This is a genomic window from Vagococcus sp. 211, assembly GCF_056322705.1.
In genome coordinates this window covers 148628-163675 of sequence record NZ_CM150475.1, presented here as the reverse complement: position 1 = coordinate 163675, position 15048 = coordinate 148628, and the positions used below count along the sequence as shown (strand labels likewise).

Annotated in this window: 16 protein-coding genes and 3 riboswitches; of the genes, 7 read left to right on the top strand and 9 right to left on the bottom strand. The window is 37.7% G+C overall.

What is annotated here, in order from left to right; all coding sequences use genetic code 11:
* Nucleotides 1-24: 24 nt before the first annotated feature.
* A complete protein-coding gene (gene thiT, locus ACVWM0_RS00890) occupies nucleotides 25-582 on the bottom strand; it encodes an energy-coupled thiamine transporter ThiT (protein ID WP_476472772.1) in 558 nt (185 codons plus the stop codon).
* Nucleotides 583-638: 56 nt separating this feature from the next.
* Nucleotides 639-740: riboswitch (TPP riboswitch) on the bottom strand.
* A gap of 80 nt (nucleotides 741-820) precedes the next feature.
* On the bottom strand, nucleotides 821-1435 hold the full coding sequence (locus ACVWM0_RS00885) for a DUF5052 family protein (protein ID WP_476472771.1): 615 nt from the start codon (nucleotides 1433-1435) through the stop codon (nucleotides 821-823).
* Nucleotides 1436-1584: 149 nt separating this feature from the next.
* On the opposite strand from ACVWM0_RS00885, the gene ACVWM0_RS00880 reads away from it, so the two are divergent.
* From ACVWM0_RS00880 to ACVWM0_RS00870, 3 genes are all read left to right on the top strand, one after another.
* Nucleotides 1585-2685 (top strand): YibE/F family protein, encoded by a 1101-nt coding sequence (locus tag ACVWM0_RS00880; protein WP_476472770.1) that lies wholly within the window; start codon nucleotides 1585-1587, stop codon nucleotides 2683-2685.
* Entirely contained in the window at nucleotides 2675-3427 is a 753-nt protein-coding gene (locus tag ACVWM0_RS00875) for a YibE/F family protein (protein WP_476472769.1), read from the top strand. The genes ACVWM0_RS00880 and ACVWM0_RS00875 overlap by 11 nt, the downstream gene beginning before the upstream one ends.
* A gap of 36 nt (nucleotides 3428-3463) precedes the next feature.
* A riboswitch (M-box (ykoK) riboswitch) is annotated at nucleotides 3464-3633 on the top strand.
* 77 nt (nucleotides 3634-3710) lie between these two features.
* Nucleotides 3711-3836: a hypothetical protein gene (locus ACVWM0_RS00870; RefSeq protein ID WP_476472768.1), complete on the top strand. Its 126-nt coding sequence runs from the start codon at nucleotides 3711-3713 to the stop codon at nucleotides 3834-3836.
* An 83-nt stretch (nucleotides 3837-3919) separates the two neighbouring features.
* On the opposite strand, the gene ACVWM0_RS00865 is transcribed toward ACVWM0_RS00870, so the two are convergent.
* Nucleotides 3920-5026, bottom strand: coding sequence for a 3D domain-containing protein (locus ACVWM0_RS00865; RefSeq protein WP_476472767.1), 1107 nt, complete (start codon nucleotides 5024-5026; stop codon nucleotides 3920-3922).
* Between the two features lie 147 nt (nucleotides 5027-5173).
* On the opposite strand from ACVWM0_RS00865, the gene ACVWM0_RS00860 reads away from it, so the two are divergent.
* From ACVWM0_RS00860 to ACVWM0_RS00850, 3 genes are all read left to right on the top strand, one after another.
* A complete protein-coding gene (locus ACVWM0_RS00860) occupies nucleotides 5174-5653 on the top strand; it encodes a nucleoside 2-deoxyribosyltransferase (protein WP_476472766.1) in 480 nt (159 codons plus the stop codon).
* Between the two features lie 135 nt (nucleotides 5654-5788).
* Nucleotides 5789-7525: an ABC transporter ATP-binding protein gene (locus ACVWM0_RS00855; RefSeq protein ID WP_476472765.1), complete on the top strand. Its 1737-nt coding sequence runs from the start codon at nucleotides 5789-5791 to the stop codon at nucleotides 7523-7525.
* Nucleotides 7525-9279, top strand: coding sequence for an ABC transporter ATP-binding protein (locus tag ACVWM0_RS00850; protein ID WP_476472764.1), 1755 nt, complete (start codon nucleotides 7525-7527; stop codon nucleotides 9277-9279). Before ACVWM0_RS00855 ends, ACVWM0_RS00850 begins: the two co-directional genes overlap by 1 nt.
* A gap of 3 nt (nucleotides 9280-9282) precedes the next feature.
* Here ACVWM0_RS00850 and ACVWM0_RS00845 read toward each other — a convergent pair whose 3' ends face one another.
* The 3 genes from ACVWM0_RS00845 to ACVWM0_RS00835 all read right to left on the bottom strand — a co-directional run bounded on the left by ACVWM0_RS00845 (nucleotide 9283) and on the right by ACVWM0_RS00835 (nucleotide 11206).
* Nucleotides 9283-9810 (bottom strand): LURP-one-related family protein, encoded by a 528-nt coding sequence (locus ACVWM0_RS00845; protein WP_476472763.1) that lies wholly within the window; start codon nucleotides 9808-9810, stop codon nucleotides 9283-9285.
* A gap of 70 nt (nucleotides 9811-9880) precedes the next feature.
* Nucleotides 9881-10567 carry a YjjG family noncanonical pyrimidine nucleotidase gene (locus tag ACVWM0_RS00840; protein ID WP_476472762.1) on the bottom strand — a complete coding sequence of 229 codons (687 nt, stop codon included), beginning with the start codon at nucleotides 10565-10567 and terminating at the stop codon, nucleotides 9881-9883.
* A 123-nt stretch (nucleotides 10568-10690) separates the two neighbouring features.
* On the bottom strand, nucleotides 10691-11206 hold the full coding sequence (locus tag ACVWM0_RS00835; RefSeq protein WP_476472761.1) for a folate family ECF transporter S component: 516 nt from the start codon (nucleotides 11204-11206) through the stop codon (nucleotides 10691-10693).
* Nucleotides 11207-11245: 39 nt separating this feature from the next.
* Nucleotides 11246-11350: riboswitch (THF riboswitch) on the bottom strand.
* 280 nt (nucleotides 11351-11630) lie between these two features.
* On the opposite strand from ACVWM0_RS00835, the gene ACVWM0_RS00830 reads away from it, so the two are divergent.
* Entirely contained in the window at nucleotides 11631-12737 is a 1107-nt protein-coding gene (locus ACVWM0_RS00830; protein ID WP_476472760.1) for an ABC transporter ATP-binding protein, read from the top strand.
* Nucleotides 12738-12786: 49 nt separating this feature from the next.
* On the opposite strand, the gene rsmA is transcribed toward ACVWM0_RS00830, so the two are convergent.
* From rsmA to ACVWM0_RS00815, 3 genes are read right to left on the bottom strand one after another with little or no spacing between them, the layout of a single operon-like run.
* Entirely contained in the window at nucleotides 12787-13671 is an 885-nt protein-coding gene (gene rsmA, locus ACVWM0_RS00825; protein WP_476472759.1) for a 16S rRNA (adenine(1518)-N(6)/adenine(1519)-N(6))-dimethyltransferase RsmA, read from the bottom strand.
* The gene (gene rnmV, locus ACVWM0_RS00820; RefSeq protein ID WP_476472758.1) at nucleotides 13655-14236 is read right to left on the bottom strand and encodes a ribonuclease M5; all 582 of its coding nucleotides are present in this window, start codon (nucleotides 14234-14236) and stop codon (nucleotides 13655-13657) included. Before rnmV ends, rsmA begins: the two co-directional genes overlap by 17 nt.
* 2 nt (nucleotides 14237-14238) lie before the next feature.
* Nucleotides 14239-15006 (bottom strand): TatD family hydrolase, encoded by a 768-nt coding sequence (locus ACVWM0_RS00815; protein ID WP_476472757.1) that lies wholly within the window; start codon nucleotides 15004-15006, stop codon nucleotides 14239-14241.
* Nucleotides 15007-15048: the final 42 nt, after the last annotated feature.

Here is a 15048-nt window from a genome sequence, read left to right as displayed (position 1 = left end):
CCCTATCGGTTCTTTTTATTTTATTTATGATGGTAACAATAACTTTTTATTTTTTTTCATGGTTAAAATAAGCAGTGCGTATGTAGCTAATCCTGTTAGTATAGCACTTGTTCCATTAATAACGAGAGAATACATCAGCGGACTTAAGCCCCACATTGCATATTTACCCCAAAATATAACACCTGCAACAACATGCCAAACATATCGGCTAATGATTCCTACCACTGTCCCCAAGCCCAAATAGAGATAAACAGAACGACTGTTAGACCTAACTGCCTCTTTTATTTTGTTAGAATACACACCTGCCATTCCGATAAAGGTGTAGGCCAATAAATATTCAATTAAAGCTTGTGATACAGTCAAAATATGGGCTTTCCCCATGACAAAATGCAGTAATCCCCACATCAATCCTGACATTAGAGCTGGCTTAGTTCCCCTTCTAAAAGCATAAACAATCAAAGGAAACATACCTATTGAAATCGAAAAACCTGGACCAAACTTTAGCGGTATAAAGGAAAGTGCCATAGATAGAGCGGCGACAATTGCTCCCTCTAACCAAATTCTATTTTTCTGTTGTGACATAAAAAAATCCCCCTTTTAATGTTTGCCGACCACACAAAAAGGGAGTAATGTCCTTGAGATTACTCCATCACAATTCCTACGAATGTACTAACAAAATCAGGTTCTAGGGTTTAGAATGTCTGAATTCAATCTCAGCTGAAGCTCCCCTTTGTGATGGTAACGGTATTTAGTTATCTATTATTCTCTCATTCATTGGTATATCTGTCAAATTAACGCGTTTATTTGTTATTAAATACCTTTATTTCAATAAATCATTGTCATAAACAGTGTAATCACACCGATAAACAAATAATCGTTTCCCATCTACTAAAAAATTAGTAGATGAGGGAACTTCTGTATCTGATATACGAATGCTATCGCCACTAAATGTCGCCAAGGGGTTACCATCTTGACTTCTAATTAAAATCGTTTTCGCTTTTCCTGTAAATTTATTTTGAAATTCATTGTACATACTATTCATCACAGGAACCGCTTTATTTTGATTATCAATGTCTACCTTTTTAGCATAATCTTCAAAGATATTATCCATTCCTTGCTCGTAGGCAATAAGAGAAGAACCCACATGAGTCATTGATTTCCCGCCTACTGTCAATGCGATAACTTTAGAATCCTTCCGAACTTCACCATCAGATCCTGTCTTATCAAATTTGGTGTCTCGCTCAATTTTGACAGATTTTCCACTGACACTATCAATAAGCTGAGAATTAGTATCATACGTTTGGACAACCATTTCTAATCCTGCAAAGTCTTGTTTAAAATCCTTCATCCAGTTAAACATATCCGTACAACCACTCAAGGTTACAATAAGGCCACCTAATAGTATGACACGGATTATTTTTTTATGTTTCGACATTTTTTAACCTCCCATATTCTTAGTTATTCCTTTTTATTGTAACACTTATCCCTAAATATACGGAAGAATAAATGACCGTTACCTCATTTGATTCTTTCCTTTTATCTGTGCTAAACTTTGATTTAATCTTAGAGAGGAGCCTTTTAACGATGAAACCTGTGTACTCATTTATAGGTGTTGGCCTCATCACTTTCTTACTTATCATCTTATACCAATCTTTCCAATACCCCAATTACTCCTTAAGTGTTGGAAAAGTGACAGACACAGAGACAATAAGTCAGGTAGATACAATGGATCAACACGGTAATCAAGATGTTTTAACCACACAACGTCTTTCTATTCTCTTATTATCAGGAGAGCATAAAGACCAACAGATTACACTCATCAATCACTATGATCAATCTCAAATTAGCACGCAACGCTATCACATAAGAGATGTTCTATTTATGGATATCAATCACACAGATTTAGCTGAATCTAGTATCATTGAAACGAAACGAGATAGCTCTTTGATTATTTTCATCCTTCTCACGGTGCTATTGATATTAGTGGTTGCCAAGCATCACGGAATCAAATTATTTCTTGTTTTTGGTATCAACGCGGGTCTACTGATAGGATTACTAATGTGGTATAAAGAAGCTAACAGCCAATTATTGCTTATTGCAAGTTTATTACTGACACCTTTGTTCATCATAGTAAGCCTTATGTTATTCAGTGGTTGGTCAGTAAAAACAAGGATTGCTATGACAGCGTCTCTTGTTACGACCTATAGTACCTTCTTTATTGGCGCTATTGTCATCACATTACTCGATCACAAAGGACTGCACTACGAATCCATGGATCTTATTACACGACCTGGTCCAATCATTTTCTTCACAAGTCTATTGATGGGCTCTCTTGGAGCTATTATGGATGTCGCTATGACCATCAGCACTGCTTTGACAGAAGTCGTAGCCAATAAACCAGATGTCACAACGTTAGAGCTTAAACAATCTGCTACCCGTATCGGTCAAGAGGTCATGGGACCCATGATTAATATCATGTTTTTTTCTTATTTGAGCGGTTCGATTCCCTTAATGATTATTTTTTTGAGTAATCAGATGTCCCTTACTTACACCTTTTCTTTATCTATTTCTTTAGAATTAGCCCGCGCATTAGTAAGTAGCATAGGTATTGTTCTAACCATTCCTATCACTACTTTTATGACTACCTATTTTTACAAAGGAAAGGAGCGTCCATATGTCAGTTAATGCCGTCTTACTCATTGTTTTAGTCATACTGATTAGTTGGATTTCAGGCGATAAGAGACGACATATTTTACTTTCTCTTTTTTTAAATACCTTCATTCTCTTCACGCTCTTGATTGGAATACATTGGGGATTATCTCCGTTCCTATTAACGTTGATTGCTTGCTTAATGATTAGTTGGTTAAATATCTATTACATCAACCAAGGAGCGACATGGACAAGACCTGCCTTTCTTAGTAGTATGCTTATTTTAATCAGCATGACTCTAGTTATTTTTACCGTGTCATCTATGCTTAATCTCCAAGGTATTCCGACAGAAGAACTAATGGAGATGGATATGTATTCCCTACAAATTAACCGCTCTTTCCTATCTATTAGCATGGCGGTCTTAACGATGGCTACCATCGGTGCTATTAACGATATTACCGTCTCTATCGCTTCTGCTTTAGGCGAGTTGTACTATCAAAAACCAACCATTACAAAACAAGCCATGTTTCAATCTGGTAAGCGTATTGGCATTGACGTTCTTAATACCACTATCAACACCTTATTGTTCGCAACTTTAGGAAGTCAAATCGCTGTCTTTATTTGGTTTTTAGATGTGGATTATTCTTTTTATCAATTGTTTAATACAAATCTTCTGGTAACTGAATGGGTGGGAATTTTAACCAGTGGAATAGCTATTACCTTAACAATACCTGTAACTACATGGCTCATTGTTCGAGAATACAAGCTTAAGGTTTGACATCCTTCCTACAACGTGTTAAATTTAACTACGATAATTGAATTTTGTTAGGTGAGGCTCCTATACAAACACAGGCTATTGCCCAAAAACGTCGAGAGACACCAATGGGTAGAACAAGGATTGTCGTCAAGAAGGCTTTTCTCAAAATAGCTAAGACCTGGTCTTTACGTTGTATAGTGCTAAAGCTCAACATGTTAGTAACGTAATATGTCTAAGAGTGGGTACCTGTCTTATTTAATGATAGGTTTCTGCTCTTATTTGATTGGAAAGGGAGGTGGTTAATATGATGACGATTATCGCTATTGCTATTTTAGTCGCCCATATCGTGGGACACAATGCAACAGAAATCTCTGAGTCTAAGCCACATCAGAGGAGATACAAAACTGTTAGACCAGCCACACAAAACTAACAATTAGCTCCTCATCCAACAAAAATCAATCACAAAAAAAACACCACGAAGGGTCACATTACCCTTCGTGGTGTTTTTATCGATTATTTAATGGTTACAGTAACTGTGCGTCGTCCCCAGTTTAAACATTCGTCCACTGTATTGAAATGTAAGTCAATGCGGTTACCCACAATTGCTCCACCAATATCACCAGCCACAGCTAAGCCGTAACCAGACACTTCTACTAGAGAGCCTAGTGGAATAACGCTTGGATCCACAGCTATGACACGTGAATTTTGACGTAAGTCAATTCCTGTTGATGTATAAAAGCTGAGGCCTGGTTCTGTATATGAATAGCCTGTTGCTTCCATTGTTAAGGTTTGACCCCCACCGTTAGAACTTGGTTCTGATGGTGTGTTTTGGGTAGGTTCTGGCGTCGGTTCAGGTGTCACTGTTGCTTCTTTTTCACTTGTTGTGTTAGTAACAGGTTCTGATGCTACTTTCTTTTCTGGTGCTTTAGCCTCAGATGACACTGTTTTCTTAGCTGCTTTTTCTTGTTTCACAGCCTCTGCTGCTGCTTTCTTTTCTACCGCTTCTTTTGCGATACGGTCGTTGGCTAATTTAGTTAATAATTCTTCATTATCTGCTAGTTCTGTTTTTAACGATGACACTTCTTGCTCCAAGTTAATCGTCTCAACTTCCATGGCTTCTTTTTGTTCCGTTAATGCTTGTTGATTCGTTACTAAATCATGTTTCAGTGTTTCTAGTTGCTCTTTATCCGCTGCTAAAGACTCTACTTTTGATTTTTCAGCCCCCTGTAATACAGTGACAGCATACACGCGGTTAACAAAATCAGACATATTTTCTGCAGTCATCACTGCATCGACTAGATTGAATGAAGAACCATTTGCTTGAATATCTTGCATGCGTCCTGCCATTGCTTCTGTTCTTTTTTCGATGTTTTTCTCTGTCTCAGAAATACTCACTAACGTTTCTTTAATCGTTTCTTCTGTATTAGTAACATTAGATTTAATGGTTTCTAATTCTTGATATTTTGCATTGACTGAATCTAGTGCACTATCAATTTTTGCGCTAATCTCAGAGCTTTCCTTTTTAACTGTTTCTTCCTTTGCCGCTGCAAAGACATTTAATGGAAATAGGACTAACATCAACAATGATAAAAATGCGCTTACTATCTTTTTCCCTTTCAACAATGACAACACCTTTCTTATTTCGTCCGTTCTTACTTTCTCTACCCATTATACAAAAATAACAATCACTCTATGTAACAAACCCTTTACAAATTGTTACATTTTGGTCTAATCTATAAGTAATACATTATAGATAGGAGTTTTTTTATGGAAAAGCAACTTTATTTTGCCAGTCCTTTATTCTCAAATATGGAGCGTTTTTATAATGAGTATCTCGTTAAAAAAATTCGTGAACGCTACCCTGATCAAGTCGTCTACCTTCCTCAAGAACAAGGAGATATCAACGACAAAGAAAGCTTTGCAGATGCTAAAATGATTGCTACTTATGACACCAATGCCCTCTTAGAAAGCAAATTAATGCTCGCTGTTATCGATGGGCCAGTTATTGATGTTGGCGTGGCTTCAGAGATTGGCGTTGCCTATCAAGCGGGGATACCTATCCTTGCCTTATTTACAGATAGTAGACAGCAAGGAGCAAATAACACTAAAAAAATCGCCGCCCTTCATGATATTGCAGAATCACAGTTTCCTTATGCTAATCTTTATACCATTGGCCTCATCAAACTCAATGGTTTAGTCCTCAATGACGAAGATGTCTGGTTAGACACAATAAAAAATTACCTATAATAAACAAACACCTTCATTTTTTGAAGGTGTTTTGTTACATAATTGAAACAATTGAATCTCTCATTCTTTAAATATTGGATAACTTAGCGTACAATAACACTAATTACGTTACAGAAAGGGTGTCGATGCCTCACCATGTTTTCCTTACTATCCTACGCAAAAGACTATAAAAAAGAACTCATCTTAGGACCAGTTTTCAAGTTACTAGAAGCTGTATTAGAGCTATTCCTACCCTTATATATGGCTCGATTAATCAATCAAGGCATTCAAGGAAATGATACACAAGCCTTATTCGTCATTGGCGGGAAAATGATTGGCATGTCTGTCGTCGGTCTGATATGTGTGTTAATTTGTCAATATTATGCTTCCATTGCCTCTCAAGGCTTTGGGACAGAACTTAGAAAAGCTACAATGGCTAAAATTTATACCTTCTCTCATAAAGAAATCGATGCTTTTGGGACAGCTACGTTAATCACTCGAGTGACAAATGATGTGAGTCAATTGCAGCTAGCTTTAGCTATGTTCATCCGCTTAGTCATCCGAGCTCCTTTCTTAAGCATTGGGTCTTTAGTCATGGCCTACCTTATTCAACCAAAGATGACGTTGATTTTCGTCTTCACTTTGCCTGTCTTTTCATTTATTCTGTACTTTATTATGACGCGGACAAGCCCAATTTATTTAGCTGTTCAACAACAAATTGATCAGTTGAATCTAACCATTCAAGAGAATTTAAGCGGTGTTCGTGTGATAAGAGCTTTTTCTAAACAAACATCACAAGAAAAAGAAGTAGCAGAAGTCAGTGATAACTTAGCTCATACCTATATCAATGTTACCTCGTGGTCCGCTTTATTAAACCCGCTGACCTTACTTATTATGAACGCTTCTATTATGGGAATTCTCTACTTTGGTGGGGTACAAGTTACTATTGGAGAACTCCAAGCTGGGGATGTCTTTGCACTCATCAATTACATGACCCAAATGTTATTGGCTTTGATTGTGGTCTCTAATCTTGTCATTATTTTCACCAAAGCTTCCGTTTCAGCTGATCGTGTCCAAGAAATTTTGGATGTAAAGCCTAGTATTCTGACAGATTCACAGGAAGGGGAAAAACTTTGGGAACAACAAAATCTATTACAATTTTCTGACGTTTCTTTCAAATATACTGAAGAAAGTGGCTATGCCTTAGATCGCATTTCTTTTTTATTGAAGAAACATCACACACTAGGTATCACCGGACCAACCGGGAGTGGTAAAAGCACGCTCATTCAGCTAATCCCTAAGTTTTATCTACCTTCTAAGGGGCACCTATATGTAAATGAGACGGATATTACAACCTTGTCTACAAGTGAATTACGTGAAAAAATAGCTATCGTCCCTCAAAAAAGTCAATTATTTAGCGGAACCATTCGCAGTAACTTATCACTAGGAATGACACATACACCCAGTGATGCAGACTATTGGACTGCTCTTGAGATTGCTCAATGCACAGAATTTGTTCAACAACTTCCCAAGCAATTAGATACGCCCGTACTCGCTGGTGGGAATAATTTTTCAGGAGGACAAAAACAGCGTCTAACCATCGCTCGGGCACTTATGATGCAACCTGATTTACTCATCCTAGATGACTCTCTTAGTGCCCTAGATTATAAAACAGATTTAGCGATTCGTGGGGCTTTAAAAGAAAATCTGACCCATACCACTCTGATTATCATCTCCCAACGCCTGTCTTCTATCCAAGGCGCCGATGAGATCTTAGTTTTAGAAGAAGGAAAGTGTGTCGGTTTAGGGATACATCAAGAATTACTCACAACCTGCCCTGTCTATTACGATTTAGCACGCTCTCAAGGGTTAGTAGAAGGGGGGATGGACTAATGGGTCAAACACCTTTGCGTTTCTATCTTACTTACCTAAAGCAATTTAAAAAAGAAGCCCTTCTAGCAAGCATATTAGGTATTGCTAATGGTGTTATCGCAGTATATATGACAAGACTTATTGGCCTAGGAATCGATACTATGATTGGTAAAGATAAGGTCCAATTTGATCTGCTATTTAAGATACTCGTCCTATTTGGAAGCCTAACTCTACTTAATAGTCTGGCCCAATGGAGCATTCAACGCATGGGGAACAAGGTTGCCTATACAGCTGTTGCAAGGGTTAGAAAGGATACCTTTCATCACCTTAACCGTCTACCCATTAACTTCTATGATCAAACCCCACATGGGGATTTGGTCAGTCGTTTCAGTAACGACTTGGATCAAGTGGCAGAAGCTACGACGGCTGTCTTTAACAGTGTTTTTTCTGGTGTGACCATTGTTTTAATTTCTTTAGGTAGCATGCTGTTATTAAGTCCTATGTTAACAACCGTTGTCTTACTGTCTACAGCTCTTATCTTCTTAGTTAATTGGGTTGTCGCAAAAAAAAGCCAGCAAGCGTTTCAACAGCAACAAGCTATTTTAGGCTCTATTTCTAGTTTCCTAGAAGAAGATGTGACTGGTCTAAAAATCATCAAAGGAGTTCAAGGCGAGCAAGAAAGCCTTAATCGATTCAAGCAGCTCAATGAAACACTTCAAGAGGTTGGACAAAAAGCTCAATTTACGTCTTCCTTAACAAACCCCTTGTCTCGCTTTGTCGATCATTTGAGTTATCTAAGCATTGGTGTCATAGGTGGATGGTTAGTCATCAACCAGACACCTGGCATGACAATCGGTGTTATCTCTAGTTTTATTATTTATTCTACTCAATTTTCTAAGCCCTTTATAGAACTATCTGGTATTTTGACGCAAATACAAACAGCCTTTGCTTGCCTCCAAAGAGTCTTTCAATTGACTCAAGAACCGACAGAATCACAAGAAAAACAGGAGCTACAAACCTTGTCCCCCTTAAAAGGGAACATTACATTCCAAGATGTATCTTTTTCCTATTTACCGACTGAACCTCTTATTCAACAGTTTAATTTAACGGTCACATCTGGACAAACCGTGGCAATTGTTGGGCAAACAGGGGCAGGTAAATCGACCTTGGTCAATTTACTCATGCGTTTTTATGAAGTAGACCAAGGACTTATCACCATTGATGGCATTCCCATCCAAGAAATGTCTAGGAAAGACCTACGCCAATCCTTTGGTATGGTTCTTCAGGAGACATGGTTATTTAAGGGGAGCATTTGGGATAATCTCACTTTTGGACGACCAGATGCAACCAAAGAAGACGTTATTTTGGCTTGTCAAGAAGCGGCAATCTACCACTTTATTACCACTCTTCCTAAGGGCTTTGATACCATTATTGGACAAGGAAGCCTGACTTTGTCAGAAGGACAAAGTCAGTTAATGACCATTGCCCGTGTCATTATTAGCCGACCTAATATGCTGATTTTAGATGAGGCTACAAGTTCGATTGACACGTTAACTGAAAAAACCATTCAGAACGTATTTGCTAAGCTCATGGTAGGAAAAACTAGCTTCATTATCGCTCACCGGTTGGCAACAATAAAAGAAGCAGATACTATTTTGGTCATGCATCAAGGAAACATTGTTGAAATCGGAAACCATGACTCACTTATCACCAAACAAGAGGGCTACTATCAACAGCTTTATAATGCTCAATTCACACATAAAAAAGAGAGCTAATCTTTAAAGATTAGCTCTCTCTTTTTTCTCTTCTATAAAATACAATGCACTATTATTATTTTTTTCATTTTCCAAATATAGGAAAGCAGCGACAAGTAACAATGTAAACAACTCGCTTTGCTCTTCGAATAAGGTTATCTCATGAGAGGGCCCCCAATGAACCCATCTTTTCCGTACTTTAGCAACTTTGCGATAGCCATACATCACATCATAATTAAACTCCCACCACTGACCGCACAGCTCAAATACAGGACTTGAAAAAACAAAACCATTGGATGTATCCGTTTTTTCTTGTCTTAATAGAAATAACTCTTCACCAACACCAGTCATTCCCACATATTTAGTTGCTCCTTTTGTATTTTCCTTCGACACTTTACCGATCATTTCCTTTTTTTCATTCAACAGTACGAGATAAGCTGTGTCATCGTCTTCATATTGCTCTAAATGATACTCTGCATCTCCTGGACGGTTAAAAAAAGAAAACGGTTTTTCTAAACTAAAATCATCATTCTTTACAAAAAGTTGTCTCATACGCGATTCCTCCTCCAAGAAACCCCTTTATATTTCCCTATACAAGTTAATAATAGCATCTTTTACCTATCTACACCAACATTTCAACCAATTCTGTGAGTTTTTTAACTGTATATACAGGCTTGTTATCATCTGCCCTCATATTTCTTTCATTTAACCAGACAGAATCAATGCCATAGCGATTAGCTCCTCTAATATCTGAGGTCAAACTATCCCCTATCATCAATGCATTCTGAACGTCTGTCAGTTGTAGTTGATTGAAAACAAAATCAAAAAAGCGAACGTCTGGTTTCTCAAAACCAACTTCTTCCGAAATAAACAACTCATCAAAATAAGGCATTAATCCCGCTCGTTCCAATCGATTTCTTTGCGTTCGTCCCACGCCATTTGTTCCTGCGTAAATACGATACCCTCGTTCTTTTAAGGTTTTTAATACTTCCTTACTTCCCTCAATTAAATCGACCCGATTTTCTAAACCTGTTCTAAACGCATCATCGGCCACAGCGCCATCAACGCTGATTCCTTGTGTTTGAAAAAACGTAGAAAAGCGTTGCGATAATAACACTTCTTTTTTTATGGTTCCTTCTTCTAGTTGTTCCCACAATGCACCATTAATTTTACTATAAGTTGCGACACTCTCTTCATTGTAGATTACACCATACTGAGTAAATACTGCTCGTAGAGCGTGTCTTTCTGACTCAGTGAAATCTAAAATAGTGTTGTCTATATCAAAAATTAAATGTTTATATTCTTTCATAAAAAAAACCCCTCTACCATTAGTCTTATCAAACGATAACATATTTTAAATACAGGATGCCATCATTTTTACTTATAACAAAAAAACTCCCCAACATGTGTTAGGGAAGTCAGTAAGTAATTCTTAAAATTTAACTAATTGCTGTTGTAATACTTTCACATTTGACATTGAATAAGTAATCGTCACTTGCACGACTAACATGATACTCGAACTGATTAATCTTGCTGGAATAAACGCTAAGGCGCTTGACCCAAACATGATATATAACCACAGTGTGTTAAGTATCAAGTTCATGAATACTGTCACTGTCACGTTGGCTAGAATGATTCTCTTTAGAGTCATCTCTTTCTTATAGTAAAAGCTACTATAAATAACACCTGCTAAGAAAGCAGTTAAGGTAAATCCTGGGAAAAATGGCCCAGATGGAAATAGACTAGCTCCTATAAAATCAGCAAATCCATTTCCAACCCCAGCTAACAGTGGACTAAAGGTCATTGCCATAAAGACAACTGGTATAAAAGCAAAACTTATTTTGACAAACTGAGTCGGTATGGATAACCAACGTGACAAAACAACTTGCATTGCAATTAAAATCCCCATCAGTGCGATTGATCGTGCAGTAATTTGTTTCTTTTCCATTTTAGCATCTCCTTTAATTTAGAGTTGCTACATCCAATATGCAGCGAATGCAGAAATATGGTCGCAAACACTCCACTAGTGTTTTTCGTCCGATGAGCAACATCCCATCTCCTCGGCACTTGACGCTATACTTCTTACTCTGTTTTTTTATTACTACAAATGTACTATATCATATTTTTCAGAAATCACAATGAAGAGTATCCCAGTCTATTTTTCGACAAATAAGACAAGCTAGTTAAATAAATAAGAATCGTTATATTGAAAGATTCTTATCAGTTAATATGACTTTTTTTTGACGAAAAATAAACCATATTGTTCTTTGGGCAATGTGACGAATACTTTTGGGCAGTCTGACATTGTAAGCGTATTAGTTTATATACTATACTTTAATTAATAAATGAGTGCTAAGAAAGTAGGAATAGACATGGTAGAAATCGCGTTAAAAGGGATCCATAAAAAATACGATGGTAACCCAAATTATTCAGTAACAGACTTTAACTTAAACATCGAAGACAAAGAATTTATCGTCTTTGTTGGTCCTTCTGGATGTGGTAAATCAACCACACTTAGAATGGTAGCCGGACTTGAAGATATCAGTGAAGGTGAGTTGTGGATTGGAGACCGTATGGTGAATGACGTTGCACCAAAAGACCGTGATATCGCCATGGTATTCCAAAACTATGCTTTATACCCTCACATGACAGTATATGATAATATGGCTTTTGGACTTAAATTACGTAAATACGATAAGGCTGAAATCAAACGCCGTGTGGAAGATGCTGCTGATATTTTAGGGCTAACAGACTATTTACAACGTAAACCTGCCGCATTATCTGGTGGACAAAGACAACGTGTGGCTTTAGGACGCGCGATTGTTCGTGATGCTAAAGTCTTCTTAATGGATGAGCCTTTATCTAACTTAGATGCTAAATTACGTGTGGCTATGCGTGCTGAAATCGCTAAATTACACAGACGGTTAGAAACAACGACCATCTATGTAACCCATGACCAAACAGAAGCCATGACGATGGCTGACCGCATTGTTATTATGAAAGACGGTTTTGTCCAACAAATCGGTTCACCAAAAGAAGTCTATAACACACCAAATAACATCTTTGTTGCCGGTTTTATCGGTTCTCCTGCGATGAACTTTTTCAACGTTACGTTAAACGACAATGGTTACATTACAGATGGCAAACAATTAAACCTAGAGTTACCTGAAGGAAAATTAAAAGTCTTGAAAGAACAAGGCTACGTTGGTAAGCAATTAGTCTTTGGTATTCGTCCTGAAGATATCCACAGTGAGCCGATTGTTCAAGAAGCTGCACCACATAGTGTCGTAGAATCTGAAGTGGTGGTGTCTGAATTATTAGGAGCGGAAACTATGCTTTACACACGTACAAGTGATACTGAATTTATTTCAAAAGTAGATGCTCGTTCAACTTATACGCCTGGTGAAATCATTCATCTTGCGTTTAACTTAAACAAAGCTCACTTCTTTGATACTGAAACAGAACAAGCGATTCGTTAAGCTAAATAAAAACAAAAAAATAACACTTAGAGACAATGTCCCAAAAGTGTTATTTTTTTGTTTTTAATAAGGCATTAGCTAATGCACCAAATTCTTCTAAACTTAACGTCTCTCCCCGGCGCTTAGGATCAATACCACTTTCTTCTAAACTTAGTTCTAACCATTTCTTCGTTTCTTCTTCTTTACCAAAATGGCTTACTAGGTTATTCCATAATGTTTTTCGACGCTGAGCAAAACCTGACTTAGATACTCTGAAAAAGAAATCTTCATCCGTTACTTCTACTCTTGGCATCTCACGTTTCACCAATTTAATAATGGCTGAATCCACATTAGGTTGTGGAACGAATGCTGTTTTAGGCACAATAAAAGCCAACTCTGCATCCATATAATACTGAACAGCAATAGATAAAGACCCATATGCTTTCGTTTTTGGTACAGCTGTAATCCGGTCTGCTACTTCTTTTTGCATCATGACAACCATCATCTCAATATCAAGCTTAGACATCAATAGATGCATCATAATCGGTGTTGTAATGTAGTAAGGTAAGTTAGCAACGACTTTAATTCTCGCATTCTCTGGGAATACTTTAGAAACGATGGTTTCAACATCTGCTTTTAAAATGTCTTCATTAATCACTGTGACGTTATCATAAGGACTTAACGTATCATCCAACACGCTAATTAAGCGTTGATCAATTTCAAAAGCTAACACGTGAGCAGCATTACGAGCTAAATGCTCAGTCAACGCACCAATCCCTGGTCCGATTTCAATCACATAATCCTCTTTCGTTAATTCTGCTGTCCCTGCAATGTTTCTTAATATATTTGGTTCAGTTAAAAAATTTTGTCCTAAGCTTTTCTTAAATGAAAAACCATGTTCTTTCATAATCTCTTTGGTACGGCTTGGTGTTGCTATATCACGATATTCCGTCATTTTTTTCATCCTCTAGAATTTCTTTCATGGCTTCTGCAAACATCTCTTCAGTAATTTTAAACATACTTAAACGTTTTTTCAACTGTTTTCCATTTGTGTAACCAATCTTTAATTTATCGCCTAAGGCTTCCCGACGCTTCTTAGCCTTAGGGCCTGCTACTAGACCTAAGTGTATTAAGTCCTCTCCTGTAATCGTGCTTTCAAACGTCTCATTACTGGCCGTAGAGAGACGCTTGATGGCATCTAATATAACCTCATCACTAGCATGCTCCACACCTAGGCTGTTCCCTCGTTTCGTTGGTTCGCCCTCTTTACGAGAAATAAACGCATGCTTGGCATCAGGCACTACTTCCATGATTTGTTTTCTGATTTTTTCACCTGAGAAATCAGGATCCGTAAACACGATAACTCCTCTAACCTGTTGTGCGTGTTCTATTTTTTCTAAGGTCTCATCACTTAAGGCAGAGCCATTTGTTTCAATCGTATCAGCTTCAAGGACTTGTTGAATACGTTTCGTGTCATCTCTTCCCTCAACGACAATAATTTCTTCTATTTTAGGTTTCATTTTTACACCAACCTAAATAATTGATGCGCATTTTTCATCGTTGTTTCAGCGATAAAAGCCATCTCTTCCTGACGCAATTCAGCTATTTTCTCTACCACATAGCGCGTATAACCAGGCTCATTTCGTTTCCCTCTATAAGGAACAGGGGCTAAATAAGGGGCATCTGTTTCCACTAACAGTTTATCTAGTGGCACAATCTTAGCAGCCTCTTGCACATCCACCGCTTTTTTAAACGTCACTACGCCACTAAAAGATAAATGCATGCCCAAATCTAAGAATTTTTTCGCCCACTCTTCATCCCCACTAAAACTATGCATGATGCCACCAATGGCATCAATTTTCTCTGATTTTAAAATACGATAAGTGTCTTCCATAGCATCCCGTGTATGGACACTAAAAGGTAAGCCCATTTCTCTCGCTATTGCTATTTGACGACGAAACACTTTTTCTTGGACATCTTTTGGGTCTTCCATCCAGTGGTAATCCAAGCCGATTTCACCTAGGGCAACCACTGATGGCGTCACTAAGTCTAATTGCAACTGTTTCTCTATTTCCGGAGTGTAACTGCCGGCCTCTGTTGGGTGCCAGCCAATAATACTATGAATCGCATCGTACTCTTTACTTAACGCCAAACTTTTTTGAATCGTTGGCGTATCAAACCCTACGACGGCCATTTCTGTCACGCCTAATTCTTTTGCTCTCTCAATGACTTCTGGGGCATCTTCTGCAAATTGTTCCACATTTAAATGTGTGTGTGTATCAAATATCATTTTCTTCACGCTTTCTTTGTTTAACCTAAAAGAAAACGATTG

Excerpts from the sequence above, each read along its gene's own strand:
- ACVWM0_RS00855 (WP_476472765.1), top strand. The coding sequence starts at position 5,789 with ATGTTTTCCTTACTATCCTACGCAAAAGACTATAAAAAAGAACTCATC.
- thiT (WP_476472772.1), bottom strand. The coding sequence starts at position 582 with ATGTCACAACAGAAAAATAGAATTTGGTTAGAGGGAGCAATTGTCGCC.
- rnmV (WP_476472758.1), bottom strand. The coding sequence starts at position 14,236 with ATGAAACCTAAAATAGAAGAAATTATTGTCGTTGAGGGAAGAGATGAC.
- ACVWM0_RS00845 (WP_476472763.1), bottom strand. The coding sequence starts at position 9,810 with ATGAGACAACTTTTTGTAAAGAATGATGATTTTAGTTTAGAAAAACCG.
- ACVWM0_RS00830 (WP_476472760.1), top strand. The coding sequence starts at position 11,631 with ATGGTAGAAATCGCGTTAAAAGGGATCCATAAAAAATACGATGGTAAC.
- ACVWM0_RS00870 (WP_476472768.1), top strand. The coding sequence starts at position 3,711 with ATGATGACGATTATCGCTATTGCTATTTTAGTCGCCCATATCGTGGGA.
- ACVWM0_RS00885 (WP_476472771.1), bottom strand. The coding sequence starts at position 1,435 with ATGTCGAAACATAAAAAAATAATCCGTGTCATACTATTAGGTGGCCTT.
- ACVWM0_RS00880 (WP_476472770.1), top strand. The coding sequence starts at position 1,585 with ATGAAACCTGTGTACTCATTTATAGGTGTTGGCCTCATCACTTTCTTA.
- rsmA (WP_476472759.1), bottom strand. The coding sequence starts at position 13,671 with ATGACGGAATATCGTGATATAGCAACACCAAGCCGTACCAAAGAGATT.
- ACVWM0_RS00875 (WP_476472769.1), top strand. The coding sequence starts at position 2,675 with ATGTCAGTTAATGCCGTCTTACTCATTGTTTTAGTCATACTGATTAGT.
- ACVWM0_RS00850 (WP_476472764.1), top strand. The coding sequence starts at position 7,525 with ATGGGTCAAACACCTTTGCGTTTCTATCTTACTTACCTAAAGCAATTT.
- ACVWM0_RS00840 (WP_476472762.1), bottom strand. The coding sequence starts at position 10,567 with ATGAAAGAATATAAACATTTAATTTTTGATATAGACAACACTATTTTA.
- ACVWM0_RS00860 (WP_476472766.1), top strand. The coding sequence starts at position 5,174 with ATGGAAAAGCAACTTTATTTTGCCAGTCCTTTATTCTCAAATATGGAG.
- ACVWM0_RS00835 (WP_476472761.1), bottom strand. The coding sequence starts at position 11,206 with ATGGAAAAGAAACAAATTACTGCACGATCAATCGCACTGATGGGGATT.
- ACVWM0_RS00815 (WP_476472757.1), bottom strand. The coding sequence starts at position 15,006 with ATGATATTTGATACACACACACATTTAAATGTGGAACAATTTGCAGAA.